This is a genomic window from Xinfangfangia pollutisoli (genome assembly GCF_020179405.1).
Lineage (GTDB): Bacteria > Pseudomonadota > Alphaproteobacteria > Rhodobacterales > Rhodobacteraceae > Pseudogemmobacter > Pseudogemmobacter pollutisoli.
In genome coordinates this window covers 90,174-105,486 of the sequence record NZ_JAICBZ010000004.1, presented here as the reverse complement: position 1 = coordinate 105,486, position 15,313 = coordinate 90,174, and the positions used below count along the sequence as shown (strand labels likewise).

At 65.2% G+C, this 15,313-nt stretch carries 9 protein-coding genes and 1 pseudogene; all 10 read right to left on the bottom strand.

The features are described 5' to 3' along the window. Positions 1–73, bottom strand: a pseudogene (gene rpsL, locus K1Y73_RS03265) (30S ribosomal protein S12); the annotation flags it as partial. 214 nt (positions 74–287) lie between these two features. Further along, positions 288–1,037 carry a phosphatase PAP2 family protein gene (locus tag K1Y73_RS03260; RefSeq protein WP_225026484.1) on the bottom strand — a complete coding sequence of 250 codons (750 nt, stop codon included), beginning with the start codon at positions 1,035–1,037 and terminating at the stop codon, positions 288–290. Continuing rightward, positions 1,021–2,454 carry an ArnT family glycosyltransferase gene (locus K1Y73_RS03255; protein ID WP_225026483.1) on the bottom strand — a complete coding sequence of 478 codons (1,434 nt, stop codon included), beginning with the start codon at positions 2,452–2,454 and terminating at the stop codon, positions 1,021–1,023. Before K1Y73_RS03255 ends, K1Y73_RS03260 begins: the two co-directional genes overlap by 17 nt. Then, positions 2,444–2,752 carry a lipid-A-disaccharide synthase N-terminal domain-containing protein gene (locus K1Y73_RS03250; protein WP_225026482.1) on the bottom strand — a complete coding sequence of 103 codons (309 nt, stop codon included), beginning with the start codon at positions 2,750–2,752 and terminating at the stop codon, positions 2,444–2,446. The genes K1Y73_RS03255 and K1Y73_RS03250 overlap by 11 nt, the downstream gene beginning before the upstream one ends. Next, on the bottom strand, positions 2,752–3,480 hold the full coding sequence (locus tag K1Y73_RS03245) for a glycosyltransferase family 2 protein (protein WP_225026481.1): 729 nt from the start codon (positions 3,478–3,480) through the stop codon (positions 2,752–2,754). The genes K1Y73_RS03250 and K1Y73_RS03245 overlap by 1 nt, the downstream gene beginning before the upstream one ends. Before the next feature lie 49 nt (positions 3,481–3,529). Then, positions 3,530–4,420: a DMT family transporter gene (locus K1Y73_RS03240; protein ID WP_225026480.1), complete on the bottom strand. Its 891-nt coding sequence runs from the start codon at positions 4,418–4,420 to the stop codon at positions 3,530–3,532. Positions 4,421–4,484: 64 nt separating this feature from the next. Continuing rightward, positions 4,485–5,732, bottom strand: coding sequence for a flavin-containing monooxygenase (locus K1Y73_RS03235; protein WP_225026479.1), 1,248 nt, complete (start codon positions 5,730–5,732; stop codon positions 4,485–4,487). Between the two features lie 374 nt (positions 5,733–6,106). Then, the gene (locus K1Y73_RS03230; RefSeq protein WP_225026478.1) at positions 6,107–6,517 is read right to left on the bottom strand and encodes a hypothetical protein; all 411 of its coding nucleotides are present in this window, start codon (positions 6,515–6,517) and stop codon (positions 6,107–6,109) included. A gap of 115 nt (positions 6,518–6,632) precedes the next feature. Continuing rightward, positions 6,633–10,871 (bottom strand): DNA-directed RNA polymerase subunit beta', encoded by a 4,239-nt coding sequence (gene rpoC / locus K1Y73_RS03225; RefSeq protein WP_225026477.1) that lies wholly within the window; start codon positions 10,869–10,871, stop codon positions 6,633–6,635. A 94-nt stretch (positions 10,872–10,965) separates the two neighbouring features. Then, positions 10,966–15,102, bottom strand: a complete 4,137-nt coding sequence (gene rpoB, locus K1Y73_RS03220) for a DNA-directed RNA polymerase subunit beta (RefSeq protein WP_225026476.1) — start codon at positions 15,100–15,102, stop codon at positions 10,966–10,968. Positions 15,103–15,313 lie beyond the last annotated feature (211 nt).

The window sequence follows — 15,313 nt, the reverse complement described above, 5'->3', positions numbered from 1 at the left end:
GCAGATGCTGCGACTTTGACTTGCGTACATTCGCTTCCCGGGGCTTCCGGATCAGCTGTTGAATCGTCGGCATTCACGGTCCTCGTTTCGATACTCGCCCCATGCCACCCGGGGCGCCGCTTCTCGATACCCACCTTGCGCCCATCGCAAAGCAAGAAAATCCGCGTCCGCCCCTTTAGGGGGGCGAGGCGGTGGAATTCCAGAGGATCGGGGCTGTCGGCCCGGATCATGACCACATGCAGCATGTGAGCCCCGGCGGACCGATGGCCCGTCAAGGTGTGCGGCTTCTAGGCAGAGTCGCGGGGAATGTCAACTGCCCCGGCCCGGGGCGGACCGGCCGTCGGCCAGGCCCGGCTCAGCAGCGCGAGCAGTGCCTCGACCAGTAGGATCAGCAGGATCGCGGCCAGGATATCCGACAGGAAATGCCGCCCCGCCGCCAGCCGCTGGGCCGAAGCCGCAAGCGGCATCGCCACGGCCAGGACGCCGACCGCCAGCCGCGCGACCGGGCCCAGCCGGTGGCGGTGCCAGGCCAGGATCAGCAGCATCGCCAGCATCAGCGCCAGCCCGCCCGCCGTCTCGCCGGCGACGAAGGAGCAGTTCTTCGCGCATTGCGCGACCGGCAGCCCGGGCGGGGTATACAGCGCCGTGCCGCCGAATTCGGCGGTGTCCGAGGGGCGGGCGCGGCCCCAATGGCCCTTCAGCAGGGTCTCGACCAGAAGGCCCGGCCCCAGAAGATACAGCGCCACGACATGGCCCCAGGCCCGCGCGGGCAGACCCAGCGCCCAGCCGCCGCGCAGCCGTGCCGCCACGCCCAGGCCCAGCGCGCCCAGCACCATGGCGATGGAAGCCCCCCAGATCGCCTTGCGCAACAGGCTAGCCCGTGCATCGGCGCTGACCGGAAAGCTGCGGGTCACGGGATCGAAAAAGGCCCCGGTCGCGGCCAGATCCAGCCGCGGCCACAGCGCGAAGACCGCGCAGGTGGCGATCAGCGCCAGCGCCAGAGCGGCGGCGCGGCGCAACTCAGCGTTGGGCAGCAAGGCAGGCTCCGTCAACCAAAGTGGCGGTCAGGCCGCGGCTGGCATAGGCGCCGGGGGTCCGCCCGACCGGCTGCGGATCGGCCAAAGGCGGGCAGGCGGGTGCGGCGTCCAGCACCGCCAGCACCGGGCCGGTCAGGCCTTCAGGCAGCGGATAGGCCTGTTCGTAATGGCTGCGCGGCTTGGCGCCGGCCGGATTGCGGGCATAGAAGGCCAGGCCCGCATCGCGGCCGGTATAGAACAGATCGGCCAGCACGTCGCGATCTTCGGCATAGATCGGAACATCGCCCTGCGCCCGGGCCAGGGCGATCAACTCTTCGCTCAGCGCGGCCCGGCCGAGATAGCGCTTCAGCAGCGGCTGGTCGCCCCCCAGGCTCAGCCCCGGCATCAGGGTCAGGGCCGGCAGGGCCAAGGCAAGAAGGACATTCACGGCCAGCCCCGCCGCCCGCAGCCGCGGCCAGCCGGCCAGTACCGCCACCGCCAGCGGCAATCCGGCGAAATAGGCGGCCACCGCCCAATTGGCGTTGGTCCGGTCCAGCAGGCTTTGCACCGACACCGCCGCCAGCGGCACCAGCGCGACAGCGACCAGCCAGCCCATCCGCCGCGCGCGGAACAGTGCGGCGACAAGCGCTGCAAAGACCACCGGCCCCGCCACGGCGAACTGGCTGGCCCAGAACTCGGCCAACCCGGCCAGGCCCGGCGCCGGGCGCCCTGCCCCGGCCACCCAACCGACATTGTCGGCCGTATGGCTGAAGGTCGCCAGGCCATGGCCCAGGTTCCACAGGATATTGGGCAGGATCACCAGCGCGAAACCCGCCAGCAGCAGGCCGGCATTGCGCCAGCCGACGCGCGCCGCCGGAAAGACCAGCGCCGCCAGCCCGGCGCCCAGAAGGAAATAGACCGCGGCATATTTCGCCATGAACCCGGCGCCGATCGCCAGCCCCGCCGCCCCGGCCCAGATCCCGCGCCGATCCTCGGTGCAGCGCTGCCAGAACAGCAGCGCCAGCGCGAAACACGGTGCCATCACCGTATCGGTCGACATCAGGATCGATCCCAGGGCCGCCATCGGCAGCGACAGGTAGAAGGCCGCCGTCCAGACCGCCGCCGCCCTGCCCCAGATCCGCGCCGCCAGCGCCGCCAGAATGACCGCCGTCGCCCCATGCAGCGCCGCGCCCGGCATCCGCACCCAGAACGGCGCGTCCGAGCCCGCGGCCCAGGTGACCGCGCCGATCAGCCAGCCGATCAGGGGCGGCTTGGAGTAATAGCCGAAGTCGAAATGCTGGCCCCAAAGCCAGTATTGCACCTCGTCCACGAACAGATCGGTGCCGTCGAAGGCCAGCGCCAGCCAGCGCAGCGCCACAACCGCCGCCACAAGGCCCAGAACCGGCCGCAGCCAGCCCGCCGCCGCCTCAGCCCGCACGGTGCCGCTCGCTGTAGATCAGCCACAGATTGCGCGAATAGATCACCACGCCCAGGGCCTGGCCCAGGATGAAGACCGGGTCGGCGCGGTACAGCGCATAGGCCAGCAGCATGACGCCGCCCAGCATCGAGAAATACCAGAAGGCCAGCGGCACGACCGATTTCTTCTGCCGCTCGGACGCGATCCATTGCACCAGGAAGCGCGCCGTGAACATCAGCTGCGCGGCAAGGCCGAACAGCACCCACAGCAGCTCGGTCCGGCTTGCGACGTGGAAAACCTCTTCCAGCCAGGCTTCCATCACATGTCCTCGCCCGCCACGACCCGCGCCTTCTTCCGGCGCCGGATCAGCCACATCACCCCCAGAAGATCCACGATCCCGACCAGACCGCGCTGCAGGTTGGAATAATTCGACCGCCCCGCCCCGCGCGGGCGGTGGCTGACATCGACATGCACCACCTGCCAGCCGTCCCGCGCGAACAGCGCCGGCAGGTAGCGATGCATATGGTCGAAATAGGGCAGCGCCAGAAAGGCGTCACGGCGAAAGCCCTTCAGCCCGCAGCCCGTGTCGCGCGTGCCGTCCTTCAGCAGGCGCGACCGCAGCCCATTGGCAAAGCGCGAGGCCCATTTTTTCGCAAGCGTGTCCTGCCGACCGACCCGCTGCCCCGCGACCAAGCCAATGGCCTGCGATCCGGGCGCCAGCAGGGGCGCGGCCAGTTTCGGCAATTCCTCGGGCGGGTTCTGGCCGTCGCCATCCAGCGTCAGACAGATCGGCGCGCGCGCGGCGCGGACGCCCGATTGCACCCCGGCCGATTGCCCGCCGGCCCGGTCATGGCGCAACAGCCGCAGATGCGGACGCGCGGCCTGCAGCGCGGTCACCACCGCCACGCTGTCATCGGTCGATGCATCGTCGACCACGATGATCTCGAACGCCGCCAAAGACGCCAGCGCCGCCTCGATCCCCTCGATCAGGGCGGGCAGGTTCTGCGCCTCGTTGCGGGCAGGGATCACGACTGACAGGCTGGGCATCGGATGGGTCCGTTCAATCCTGCCCGCGCCCTAGCACGGCGCGGCGGAATCATCCAGACGCCTGCGCAGCCCGTCGGCGAAGACGCGTTTCGCGCAAAAGCGCATAGATGCCCGAGGCCACGACGATCCCCGCGCCCAAAAGCGTCAGCGCATCGGGCAGCGTGCCGAAGATCAGCCAGCCCAAGAGGATCGCCCAGACCAGCGCCATATAGCGAAACGGCGCGATGGCGCCGATCTCGCCCTGACGCATGGCGCCCACGATGGTCAGGTACCCCAGCACCAGAAGCCCCGCGGCCAGAACCAGAAGCCCCGCCTCGCGCGCGGTGACCGGCGCCCAGCCCTGCACCGCCATGCCGGCCGCCCCGGTCAGCAGCACCACGCCCGAGGCACTGGCGGCCACCAGAACCGAGGGCACCGCGCGGCTCATCTGCCGGGTCGACAGGTCGCGGCCCATCACGCTCAGCACCGCCAGAAGCCCCATGGCCGACCAGATCGAAAAGCCCTCGGGCCCCGGGCGGATGATGATCAGCACCCCCATCAGCCCGACGCCGATGGCCAGCCCGCGCCGCCAGCCCACCTTCTCGCCCAGCAGAAGCACCGCGGCCAGGGTGACGACCAGCGGCAGCGCCTGCATGATCGCCGACAGGTTCGCCAGCGGCATGTGGCGCAGGGCGGCGAAGAAGGTCAGGGTCGACAGAACCTCGAACAGCGCGCGCAGGGCCACGAAGCGGCGGTCGCGCGGCGACAGCCGGACCGACAGCGCCCCCATATGCCAAGCCAGCAGCAAAAGCAGCGCCGTGGCCAGGATGCCGCGCAGGAACATGGCCTGAAACATCGGCACGCTTTGCATCACCGCCTTCATCACCGTGTCGTTCAGGGTGAACACGGCCATTGCGGCATTCATCAGCAGCGCGCCGCGCGCGGTATCGGAAAGCTTCATCTCGGTCCTCGACCCCGCTGCAGCCTTCGGTCTAGCAGGGCTGCGGGCCTGGCGGAACCCTGGTTCAGCGCGCCGCCGTGGCGGCGGTCTGCGGTGCGGCGATCGCCGCCGCCAGATGCGCCGCATCGTGCCAGGCGCCCCAGATGAAGGGCGAGGCGCGGCGGGTCAGCCAAGGCAGGCCAAGGAAATACAGGCCCTCGACCGGGCTGATGCCGCGATCATGCGCCGGGCGGCCCTGGGCGTCGAAGGCCGCCGGGATCTGCACCCAGCCGTAATCCAGCCCATAGCCCGTGGCCCAGACCACGGCCGAGATCCCCTCGGCCGCCAGATCCAGCGACAGGATCGGATCGGTCACGCAGGCCGGATCGGGCGGGATGATCCGGGCCTGGGGTTCCTCGGGCAATTCTATGCCCTGGGCGGCCAGATAGGCATCGGCCTCGTCCAGAACCGACAGGTAATTCGCATCGCCCGCGGCCAGGTTCCTGGCCAGATCGCCGGCAATCCGCAGGCGGCCCTCGGCATAGGCCTCGGTCCGGCCCAGAAGCGTCATGCCGCGCCCCGCCAATGCGCGGAAATCGACGGTATGGCCGCCATGCGCGCCCGAAACCGCGATGGTCACATGTTCCATCCCCGGCTCCCGCGTGGGCGCATCCCATTTGCCCAGGACGCCCAGCCACCAGACGAAATCGCGGCCGCGGTAGCGGATCGGCGGGCGGTCATGCGGGCCGACCGACAGGAAGACCCGGCGGCCGGCGCGCAACAGCTCATCGGCGATCTGCACGCCCGAGGCGCCGGCGCCCACCACCAGCACCGCGCCTTCGGGCAATTGGCCCGGGTTGCGGTAGCCGGCGGAATGGGTCTGGAACAGGCCGGCGCTGTCGGGGATCAGCGCCGGGATCAGCGGGCGCTGGAACGGGCCGGTGGCCAGCACGACCCGCGCGGCCTCGACCGGGCCGGCCGAGGTTTCGGCGCGGAACCCGCCGCCCGGGCACTGGGTCAGGGCGGTCACAGTCACCCCGCAGCGGATCGGCGCTTCGATACGCCGGGCATATTCCTCGAAATAGGCGACGATCCGATCCTTGGTCGCGAAGGCAAAGGGATCGACACCTTCGAAGGACATGTTGGGAAAGCGGTCATGCCAGGCCGGGCCATTCGCCACCAGACTGTCCCAGCGGCAGGTCCGCCAGCGTTCGGCGATCCGGTCGCGTTCCAGCACCAGATGCCCGATGCCCTGGCGCGACAGATGCTCGCTCATCGCGATCCCGGCCTGGCCGCCGCCGATGATCAGAGTGTCGATGGTCTCGGCCGCCATGGGCTGTCCTTCCGGTTCGGGGATCACAGGGCAAGGATGTAGATGAGATGCAGGATAGGGAAAATCATCATCTGTTTCGCCGGTGATTAGGCGGGCGCTAAGCAGATACTGTCTTGCATTCGTCTTGCTTTTGTCTTCCTTCCGTCTTTCCCTTTTCGGTGCCCTGCGCGGGCGGAAGAGGCGGTTTCAACCCTGCGCCGCGCCTGTCGCATCCGGGTCCAGGGTCTGACGCGCCAGCGCCGGAATCAAATCTGTGCGGGTGACCACACCGCGGATGCGGCCGCGTTCCTTCTGTCGGCATGTGGCGCGAGCTAGTGTTGCGCTCGGCGGTCAGGAGGTCATAGGCAATCTGGGTGTCCATCCAGCGGCGCCATCTATCTTTCAGCTCGGACTGCTTCCAGATTGCGGAGCATTTGTTCCAACTCGGCGCGGCTGATCAGGCCATCGATCATGTCGCCAATCTCATCAAGCCTCGACTGGACTTCTATGATCAGTTCTTCGTCCTGTTCATCGTAATCGATGCTGATCGACGGTTGGCCGCCAACGAGATTCCCCGCTACATATCCACGGCGCATGAACGAGGACCATAACTGGACGTCTTTTGGATCCCAGGCACCATCCCGCAATGAACGTAGAACCCGCGCCAATGCGTGGCGGGAGAGTGTCAGTTTTGGCAGGCGTTGGGAGGCGGCCAGAAGGTCTTGATGCTCTGCCTCCGTGACAATCTGTAGGGCGGACAAATCGCCGTTTACCAACGCAAGAATTGCCTCATCGACTGATTTCACAATTGTGCCTCGAAACCCGCGCGCTGACTGTATCAGCACACATTTGGTCTCTGGCAAAGAAAAACCCCGCCGGTGTCACCACCGGCGGGGTTCGGTCATTCGATCAGACCGCAGTTCAGTCGCGGCTTTCCACCGTGTCGACAAGCCCGGCATCGAAATCGGGCTCGACGATGTCCATCGGGGCGGCCAGAGCCGCGGCCTCTTCGGCCTCGGACCGGCGGGCTTCGATCACCGTCTGGTCGCGCTCGGTCGCGATCCGCTTGACGCGGCTCGTGGCCCCACCCGTCCCGGCCGGGATCAGCCGGCCGACGATGACGTTTTCCTTCAGACCGACCAGCTTGTCGCGCTTGCCCTGAACCGAAGCCTCGGTCAGGACCCGCGTGGTTTCCTGGAAGGACGCCGCCGAGATGAAGCTGCGGGTCTGCAGCGACGCCTTGGTGATGCCCAGAAGCACCGGCTCGGCCTTGGCTTCGCGCAGGCCGCGGTTGCGCGCCTTGGCGTTTTCCTCGTCCAGCTCGATCTTCTCGACCTGCTCGCCCTTCAGAAGCGTGGTATCACCCGAATCCAGCACTTCAAGTTTCTGCAGCATCTGCCGCACGATCACTTCGATATGCTTGTCGTTGATCTTCACGCCCTGCAGTCGATACACGTCCTGCACTTCGTCGATCATGTAATTGGCCAGAGCCTCGATCCCCATGATCCGAAGGATGTCATGCGGAGCGGGATTGCCGTCCATGATGTAATCGCCCTTCTGCACGAAGTCGCCTTCCTGCACAGGAATATGTTTCCCTTTCGGGATCATGTATTCCATGGGCTGCAGCGTCTCATCCACGGGTTCAACCGTGATGCGGCGCTTGTTCTTGTAGTCCTTGCCGAAGCGCACATAGCCATCGGCCTCGGCGATGATCGCGTGATCCTTCGGACGACGGGCTTCGAACAGTTCCGCCACGCGGGGAAGACCCCCGGTGATGTCCTTGGTCTTGGCGCCTTCGCGCGGGATCCTCGCCACCACGTCACCCGGACGCAGTTCCTGCCCGTCTTCGACCGACAGAATGGCGTCGACCGACATCGAGTAGGTGATCGGGTTGCCGCTGTCGCCGCGCACCGGATCGCCGGTGGTCGGATCGACCACCAGGATTTCCGGCTTCAGATCGTTGCCGCGCGGCGCGGCGCGCCAGTCGGAGACGATCTTCTGCGTCATGCCGGTGGCGTCGTCGGTGTCCTCGCGGACCGAGATGCCCGAGATCAGGTCCTTGAACCGCGCAACCCCGGCCTTTTCGGCCACGATCAGCAGGTTGAAGGGGTCCCATTCGAACAGCTTCGCGCCGCGCTTGACCGTCTGGCCATCCTTGACATGCAGCTTCGCGCCGTAGGTCAGCTTGTGGACCGCCCGATCTCCACCATTCTCGTCGACGATGGCGATCGACATGTTCCGGCCGATCACGATCTGCTCGCCCGCCACATTGGACAGGAGATTGGCGTTGCGGAACTCGATCTTGCCTTCCTGGCTGGCTTCCAGGAACGACTGCTGACCGCCCTGGGCCACGCCGCCGATGTGGAAGGTCCGCATCGTCAGCTGGGTGCCGGGTTCACCGATCGACTGGGCGGCGATGATGCCCACCGCTTCGCCGATGTTCACCTGGGTGCCGCGGGCAAGGTCACGCCCGTAGCAGGCGGCGCAGACGCCTTCCTCGGCCTCGCAGGTCAGCGGGCTGCGGATGCGCAGCGACGCCACCCCGGCGCTTTGGATCATGTCGGCCTTGCGTTCGTCGATCAGCTCGCCGCGCTCGACCAGCACATTGTCGGTGCCGGGTTCCAGCACGTCATCCGCAGCCACACGGCCCAGGATGCGTTCCGACAGCGGCGCGGTTTCCTGGCCTTCCTTCACGGCGGCCGAAGCGGTGATCGCATTCTCGGTGCCGCAATCCGGCACGCGAATGATGCAATCCTGCGCCACGTCCACCAGTCGGCGGGTCAGGTAGCCCGAGTTCGCCGTCTTCAACGCGGTGTCCGACAGACCCTTCCGGGCGCCGTGGGTCGAGTTGAAGTATTCAAGAACGGTCAGACCTTCCTTGAAGTTCGAGATGATCGGCGTTTCGATGATTTCGCCGTTCGGCTTGGCCATCAGGCCGCGCATCCCGCCCAGCTGCTTCATCTGCGTCACCGAACCCCGGGCCCCGGAGTGCGCCATCATATAGACCGAGTTCGGTTCTTTCTCGGCGCCGTTGTCGTCATATTTGACGTTCGAGATCGTCGACATCATCGACTCGGTGACCTTGTCGTTGCACTTCGACCAGGCGTCCACGACCTTGTTGTACTTCTCGCCCTGGGTGATCAGGCCGTCGAGATACTGTTGCTCGAACCCGGCGACCAGATCCTTGGTCTCGTTCACCAGATCCCACTTGTTCTCGGCGATGACCATGTCGTCCTTGCCGAACGAGATCCCGGCCCGGAAGGCTTCGCGGAAGCCCAGACCCATGATCTGGTCACAGAAGATCACCGATTCCTTCTGACCGCAGTAGCGGTAGACGGTGTCGATGACGGTCTGCACATCCTTCTTCCGCAGAAGACGGTTGACCAGTTCGAAAGGCGCCTTGGCGTTCAGCGGCAACAGGTTGCCCAGACGCAGACGGCCGGGGGTCGTGGTGTAGCGCTTCCAGACGATGTTGCCTTCCTCGTCCACCTGGCGCAGGCGCGAGGTGATCTTGGCATGCAGATGCACCGCACCGGCGGCCAGGGCCTGCTCGACCTCGTCGATATCCGAGAAGATCTTGCCTTCGCCGACCATGCCCTTGCGTTCCATGGTGACGTAGTACAGGCCCAGAACCATGTCCTGCGACGGAACAATGATCGGCGCGCCGTTGGCGGGCGACAGAACGTTGTTCGTCGACATCATCAGGACGCGCGCTTCCAGCTGGGCCTCAAGGCTCAGCGGCACGTGCACGGCCATCTGGTCGCCGTCGAAGTCGGCGTTGAAGGCCGAGCAGACCAGCGGGTGAAGCTGGATCGCCTTGCCTTCGATCAGCTGCGGTTCGAACGCCTGGATGCCCAGACGGTGCAGCGTCGGCGCGCGGTTCAGAAGGACCGGGTGTTCGCGGATGACTTCATCCAGGATATCCCAAACCTCGGGACGTTCCTTTTCCACCAGCTTCTTGGCCTGCTTGACGGTCGAGGACAGACCCTTGGCTTCCAGCCGCGAATAGATGAAGGGCTTGAACAGTTCCAAGGCCATCTTCTTCGGCAGGCCGCATTGATGCAGCTTCAGCTCCGGCCCGGTCACGATGACCGACCGGCCCGAGAAGTCGACCCGCTTGCCCAGAAGGTTCTGACGGAAGCGGCCCTGCTTGCCCTTCAGCATGTCCGACAGCGATTTCAGCGGGCGCTTGTTGGTGCCCGTGATCACGCGGCCGCGACGGCCGTTGTCGAACAGCGCGTCCACGGCTTCCTGCAGCATGCGCTTTTCGTTGCGCACGATGATATCGGGCGCGCGCAGTTCGATCAGCCGCTTCAGGCGGTTGTTGCGGTTGATGACCCGACGGTACAGGTCGTTCAGGTCCGAGGTCGCAAACCGGCCGCCATCCAGCGGAACCAGCGGGCGCAGTTCCGGCGGAATCACCGGAAGCACGGTCAGCACCATCCATTCCGGGCGGTTGCCGGATTCCAGGAAGGATTCAACGATCTTCAGCCGCTTGATGATCTTCTTCGGCTTCAGCTCGCCCGTGGCTTCCTTCAGCTCTTCGCGCAGCTGGTCGGCCAGCGGGCCCAGGTCGATCGCCGCCAGCATTTCGCGGATCGCCTCGGCGCCGATATTGGCGGTGAAGGCATCCGCGCCATACTGATCCTGCGCGTCCAGATATTCCTCTTCGGTCATCAGCTGACCATAGGTCAGATCCGTCAGACCGGGCTCGATGACGACATAGTTCTCGAAATAGAGGATGCGTTCCAGATCGCGCAGCGTCATGTCCAGCATCAGGCCGATCCGGCTGGGGAGCGACTTGAGGAACCAGATATGGGCCACGGGCGCGGCCAGTTCGATATGGCCCATGCGCTCGCGGCGCACCTTCTGCAGCGTGACTTCAACGCCGCATTTCTCGCAGACGACGCCGCGATACTTCATGCGCTTGTATTTGCCGCAGAGGCATTCGTAATCCTTGATCGGCCCGAAGATCCGGGCGCAGAACAGGCCGTCACGTTCCGGCTTGAAGGTCCGGTAGTTGATGGTTTCCGGCTTCTTGATCTCGCCATAGGACCACGACAGGATCCGCTCGGGCGAAGCCAGCGAGATCTTGATCTCGTCAAAGGTCTTGACGGGCGCAACCGGGTTGAACGGGTTGTTGGTCAGTTCCTGGTTCATTTTCAAATCCTTGAAAGGGCGCGGGGATCAGAGCGGGGAGACCCAATTTTTCGTCGAAAAATTGGGTCCCGAGTTTTCGACGAAAACTCGTTCCCTACTCTTCTTCCGCATCCAGGAGTTCCATGTTCAGGCCGAGGCCGCGGACTTCCTTGACGAGCACATTGAAGCTCTCGGGAACGCCCGCCTCGAAATTGTCCTCGCCCTTGACGATCGATTCATAGACCTTGGTCCGGCCCGCCACGTCATCCGACTTCACGGTCAGCATTTCCTGCAGGGTATAGGCGGCACCGTAGGCTTCCAGAGCCCAGACCTCCATTTCCCCCAGACGCTGGCCACCGAACTGCGCCTTGCCGCCCAGCGGTTGCTGGGTGACCAGAGAGTACGGGCCCGTGGACCGGGCGTGCAGCTTGTCGTCGACCAGGTGGTGCAGCTTAAGCATGTATTTCACGCCCACCGTCACCTTGCGCTGGAACTTCTCGCCGGTGCGGCCGTCGAACACATCGGACTGACCCGACGTGTCGAAGCCGGCCCGCCGCAGCGCGTCGTTCACATCGGCTTCCTTGGCGCCGTCGAAGACCGGAGTCGCGATCGGAACGCCCTTGGTCACCAGGGCGGCCTTTTCGACCAGATCCTCGGGGCCCATTTCGCCGAACGCATCCTCATAGGTCTCGTCGCCATAGGCAAAGCGCATGGCTTCCTTGACCGGGGTCAGGTCGCCCGAGCGGCGGAAGTCTTGCAGCGCCTCGTCGATCCGCAGGCCCAGACCGCGCGCGGCCCAGCCCATATGGGTCTCAAGGATCTGCCCGACATTCATCCGCGAGGGCACGCCCAGGGGGTTCAGCACCAGGTCGACCGGGGTGCCATCGGCCAGGAAGGGCATGTCTTCCGAAGGCACGACCTTCGAGATGACACCCTTGTTGCCGTGACGGCCGGCCATCTTGTCGCCCGGCTGCAGCTTGCGCTTCACCGCGACGAAGACCTTGACCATCTTCATGACGCCCGGAGGCAGATCGTCGCCACGGCGCACCTTTTCGACCTTGTCGTCGAAACGGAGATCCAGCGCGCGCTTCTGCTGCTCGTACTGGTCGTGCAGGGCCTCGATCTCCTTGGCCTGCGCTTCCTCGGCCACCGCCAGCTGCCACCACTGGCCGCGCGACAGCGTGCCCAGCAGTTCGTCGTCGATGGTCGAACCGGACTTGATGCCCTTCGGACCCTTCACCGCCTCGCGGCCCATCAACAGGGCCTTCAGACGCGAGTAGATGTTGCGCTCCAGGATCGCCAGCTCGTCGTCGCGGTCCCGCGCCAGACGTTCGACTTCCTCACGCTCGATCTGCAGGGCGCGTTCGTCCTTGTCGACGCCGTGACGGTTGAACACCCGCACTTCGACGATCGTGCCATAGGCACCCGGCGGCAGACGCAGCGAAGTGTCGCGCACGTCCGAAGCCTTTTCGCCGAAGATGGCGCGCAGAAGCTTTTCTTCCGGCGTCATCGGGCTTTCGCCCTTGGGGGTGATCTTGCCGACCAGGATGTCGCCCGGGTTCACCTCGGCGCCGATATAGACGATGCCAGCCTCATCAAGGTTGCGCAGCGCCTCTTCACCGACGTTCGGGATGTCGCGGGTGATTTCTTCCGGCCCCAGCTTGGTGTCCCGCGCCGCGACCTCGTATTCCTCGATATGGATCGAGGTGAAGACGTCATCCTTCAGGATGCGCTCCGAGATCAGGATCGAGTCCTCGTAGTTGTAGCCGTTCCAGGGCATGAAGGCGACGATGACGTTCCGGCCCAGGGCCAGTTCGCCCATGTCGGTGCAGGGGCCGTCGGCCACCACCTCGCCACGCTTCACCACATCGCCCACCTTCACCAGCGGGCGCTGGTTGATGCAGGACGACTGGTTCGACCGCTTGAACTTGCGCAGACGGTAGATGTCCACGCCCGGCTCGCCCGGCTCCATCATCTCGGTCGCGCGGATAACGATCCGCTGCGCGTCGACCTGGTCGATCACGCCCGAGCGGCGCGCCATGATCGCGGCCCCCGAGTCGCGGGCCACGACGGCCTCGATCCCGGTGCCGACGAAAGGCGCGTCGGATTGCAAGAGCGGCACGGCCTGCCGCTGCATGTTCGACCCCATCAGCGCGCGGTTGGCGTCGTCGTTTTCCAGGAACGGAATCAGCGAGGCCGCGACCGAAACCAGCTGCTTGGGCGACACGTCGATCAGATCGACGGCATCCGGCGGGTTCAGCATGAATTCCCCGGCCTTGCGGCTGGAGATCAGGTCGTCGGTGAACTTGCCGTCCTTGTCCTGACCGGCATTCGCCTGCGCCACCGTGTGCCGCATTTCTTCGGTCGCCGACATGTAGACCACCTCGTCGGTGACCTTGCCGTCGATGACCTTGCGATACGGGGTCTCGATGAAGCCATACTTGTTCACGCGGGCGAAGGTCGCCAGCGAGTTGATCAGACCGATGTTCTGACCTTCCGGCGTCTCGATCGGGCACATCCGGCCATAGTGGGTCGGGTGAACGTCGCGCACTTCGAAGCCCGCGCGTTCACGGGTCAGACCGCCCGGCCCAAGCGCCGAAAGACGGCGCTTATGGGTGACTTCGGACAGCGGGTTCGTCTGGTCCATGAATTGCGACAGCTGCGACGAGCCGAAGAATTCACGCACCGCCGCCGCGGCCGGTTTGGCGTTGATCAGGTCTTGCGGCATGATCGTGTCGATTTCGACCGAGGACATGCGCTCCTTGATCGCGCGTTCCATGCGCAGCAGGCCGACGCGATACTGATTTTCCATCAGCTCGCCGACCGAGCGCACCCGGCGGTTGCCGAGGTGGTCGATATCGTCGATCTCGCCCTTGCCGTCGCGCAGTTCCACCAGCGCCTTGATGCAGGCGACGATGTCTTCGCGGTCCAGCGTGCGCTGGGTATCGGGCTTGCCCAGATCCAGACGCATGTTCATCTTCACGCGACCCACGGCCGACAGGTCGTAGCGCTCGCGGTCGAAGAACAGCGTGTCGAACAGCGTCGAGGCGGCCTCGACGGTCGGCGGCTCGCCGGGGCGCATCACGCGATAGATATCCATCAGCGCGGTGTCGCGGTTCCAGTTCTTGTCCGCCGCCATGGTGTTGCGGATGTAGGGGCCGACATTGATGTTGTCGATGTCGAGAACCGGAATCTCGGTGATGCCCTGATCCAGCAGCAGCTTGACGGTGCCGCCCTTGGCATCGCCGTCGCGGTCGACTTCCCAGGTCAGCTCTTCGCCGGCCTCGGCCCAGATCGCGCCGTTCTCTTCATTGACGATGTCACGGGCCACGAAGCGGCCGAGGATGTGGTCGAACGGGACCAGCAGCTCGGTGATCGTGCCCTCTTCCATCCACTTGCGGACCATCCGCGGCGTGGCCTTTTCGCCCGCCTTCAGGATGACTTCGCCGGTGGCGGCATCGACCAGGTCATAGGTCGGCCGGGTGCCACGCACGCGCTCGGGGAAGAACTTGGTCACCCAGCCCTTGTTCTTCACATAGGTGAAGTTCACCGTGTCGTAATAGGCCTTCATGATCGCGTCCTGGTCGAGACCAAGCGCGTACAAAAGCGTCGTCACAGGCAGTTTCCGGCGGCGGTCGATGCGGGCGAAGACGATATCCTTGGCGTCGAACTCGAAGTCCAGCCACGAGCCGCGATAGGGAATGATCCGGCAGGCGAACAGCAGTTTGCCCGAGGAATGGGTCTTGCCCTTGTCATGGTCGAAGAACACGCCCGGCGAGCGGTGCATCTGCGACACGATCACCCGTTCGGTCCCGTTCACGATGAACGTGCCGTTCGGCGTCATCAGGGGCATGTCGCCCATGTAGACGTCTTGTTCCTTGATGTCCTTGACGCTGCGGGCGCCGGTCGATTCATCGACATCGAACACGATCAGACGCAGCGTCACCTTCAGGGGCGCCGCATAGGTCAGATCGCGCTGCATGCATTCGTCGACGTCATACTTCGGCTTTTCCAGCTCGTAGCGGACGAATTCGAGAACCGAGGTCTCGTTGAAATCCTTGATCGGGAAGACCGACTGGAAGGTGCCCTGGATCCCTTCGCCGTCCAGCGGCTTCTCGGAATCGCCCGAGCGCAGGAACAGGTCGTAAGAGGATTTCTGAACCTCGATGAGGTTCGGCATTTCCAGGACTTCGCGGATTTTGCCGTAGTAGCGGCGGATACGCTTCTGGCCAACGTGGGCTTGCTGCGCCATGCTCGTCGTCACCTTTCATTTTCGCCGGCGCCAAGGCCCGTCGGGGGCCAGACCTTGCGCCGCTTGGCGATAGGGGATGTCGGTTCCATACCTGCCACCTGTCCCGTCAGGCGGCTCCCGAACCTGCATCGCACCTTGAAAGAGGCTTCGGGGCCGATCCCGGGCCGAAGCGTCTTTCAAGACGCGCGAAGCGGGGGCAGATCGCTCTGCC

Excerpts from the sequence above, each read along its gene's own strand:
- rpoC (WP_225026477.1), bottom strand. The coding sequence starts at position 10,871 with ATGAACCAGGAACTGACCAACAACCCGTTCAACCCGGTTGCGCCCGTC.
- K1Y73_RS03235 (WP_225026479.1), bottom strand. The coding sequence starts at position 5,732 with ATGGCGGCCGAGACCATCGACACTCTGATCATCGGCGGCGGCCAGGCC.
- K1Y73_RS03250 (WP_225026482.1), bottom strand. The coding sequence starts at position 2,752 with ATGGAAGCCTGGCTGGAAGAGGTTTTCCACGTCGCAAGCCGGACCGAG.
- K1Y73_RS03245 (WP_225026481.1), bottom strand. The coding sequence starts at position 3,480 with ATGCCCAGCCTGTCAGTCGTGATCCCTGCCCGCAACGAGGCGCAGAAC.
- K1Y73_RS03240 (WP_225026480.1), bottom strand. The coding sequence starts at position 4,420 with ATGAAGCTTTCCGATACCGCGCGCGGCGCGCTGCTGATGAATGCCGCA.
- rpoB (WP_225026476.1), bottom strand. The coding sequence starts at position 15,102 with ATGGCGCAGCAAGCCCACGTTGGCCAGAAGCGTATCCGCCGCTACTAC.